Origin of the sequence: Pseudonocardia bannensis (assembly GCF_012911875.1) — a bacterium.
Taxonomy (GTDB): Bacteria; Actinomycetota; Actinomycetes; order Mycobacteriales; family Pseudonocardiaceae; genus Pseudonocardia; species Pseudonocardia bannensis.
This window is the reverse complement of record NZ_JAAXKZ010000266.1, coordinates 1-1,268: the sequence shown is the minus strand read 5'-3', so window position 1 is coordinate 1,268 and position 1,268 is coordinate 1. Positions and strand designations below refer to the sequence as shown.

General features: G+C 69.7%; 1 protein-coding gene. It reads left to right on the top strand.

Going from position 1 to position 1,268, the window contains the following annotated elements; all coding sequences use genetic code 11:
- Positions 1–101 precede the first annotated feature (101 nt).
- Positions 102–1,268, top strand: a 1,167-nt coding sequence (locus HF519_RS30095) for an FAD-dependent oxidoreductase (protein ID WP_169416325.1), incomplete at its 3' end; no start/stop codon positions are given.

The window sequence follows — 1,268 nt, the reverse complement described above, 5'->3', positions numbered from 1 at the left end:
GGCTTCTACAACCGCCGTCGCCGACACTCCGCATTGGAGTGGATGAGCCCCATACAGTTCGAAACCATCGACCGCCCGTCGGGCCTGATCTCCTCACCGACGTGTCCGTGAAGCGGGGTCAACATCATGCTCCCTTTCCCATGAGGAGGTGGCACATGTCTCGACCGACAGCCCGCCGCGATCACGCCCTCGTCCTCGGCGCTGGCATTTCCGGTCTGCTCACCGCTCGCGCGCTCACCGACTCGTTCGGGCGCGTCACGATTCTCGATCGCGACTGCCTGCCCGACGACGGCCGACCGGAAGCACGCAAGGGCATCCCGCAGGGCCATCACGTGCACGCCCTGCTCCCCCGCGGGCGCGCGATTCTCGACGAACTGTTCCCCGGCATCCTCGACCGCCTCGTCGCCGACGGCGCCGTCACCGGCCAGTCAGCACGAATGCGTTTCCTGCTCGGCGGGGTACGACTGCCGCGCGTCAGCGAACCCCGCAGCGACCTGCTGTGCCCCCGCCCGTTCCTCGAAACCCACCTTCGTGCCGAGGTGCGGCGCTTGCCCGGCGTCCAGATCATCGATCGCTGCGACGTCGCGGGCCTACTTACCGACGGCACCCGCATCACCGGCGTCACCGCACGCCGTTTCAACGGTCGCACCCCGAGTTCCGAGATCGACGACGCTGCTGGGCTCGACGGTGGCGAGGCGCCCGAGGAGCTGTTCGGCGCGGACCTCGTCATCGATGCCACCGGCCGCGCTTCCCGCACTCCGCGCTGGCTCACCGAGCTCGGGCACACCGCGCCCGACGAGGAACGGGTGGTGGTCAACGTCGCCTACACCAGCGGGCGATTCCGGCTGCGTCCCGACGCCCTGGACGAAGACCTGGCCATCCTCACCGGCACCGCACCCGGCCACCCGCGCGGAGGCGCGCTGTTCTCCATCGAAGGTGGCGAGCACCTCGTCAGTCTCGCTGGCATCCTCGGCGACACCCCACCGACCGACCTCGACGGCTTCCGCGCCTTCGCCACCACCCTCGCCTTCCCCGACATCAGCCGGGCCATCGACGGCGCCGAGCTCCTCGGCCCACTCCGCACGACCCGCTATCCCCACAACCGACGCCACCGCTACGACCGACTCACCGATGCCCCTCGCGGCCTGCTCGTCACTGGCGACGCCCTGTGCTGCTTCAACCCCGTCTACGGCCAAGGCATGACCGTCGCCGCGCTAGAAGCCCTCACGCTGCGCGACCTGCTTCGCCACTACCCCGACCCCGACCCC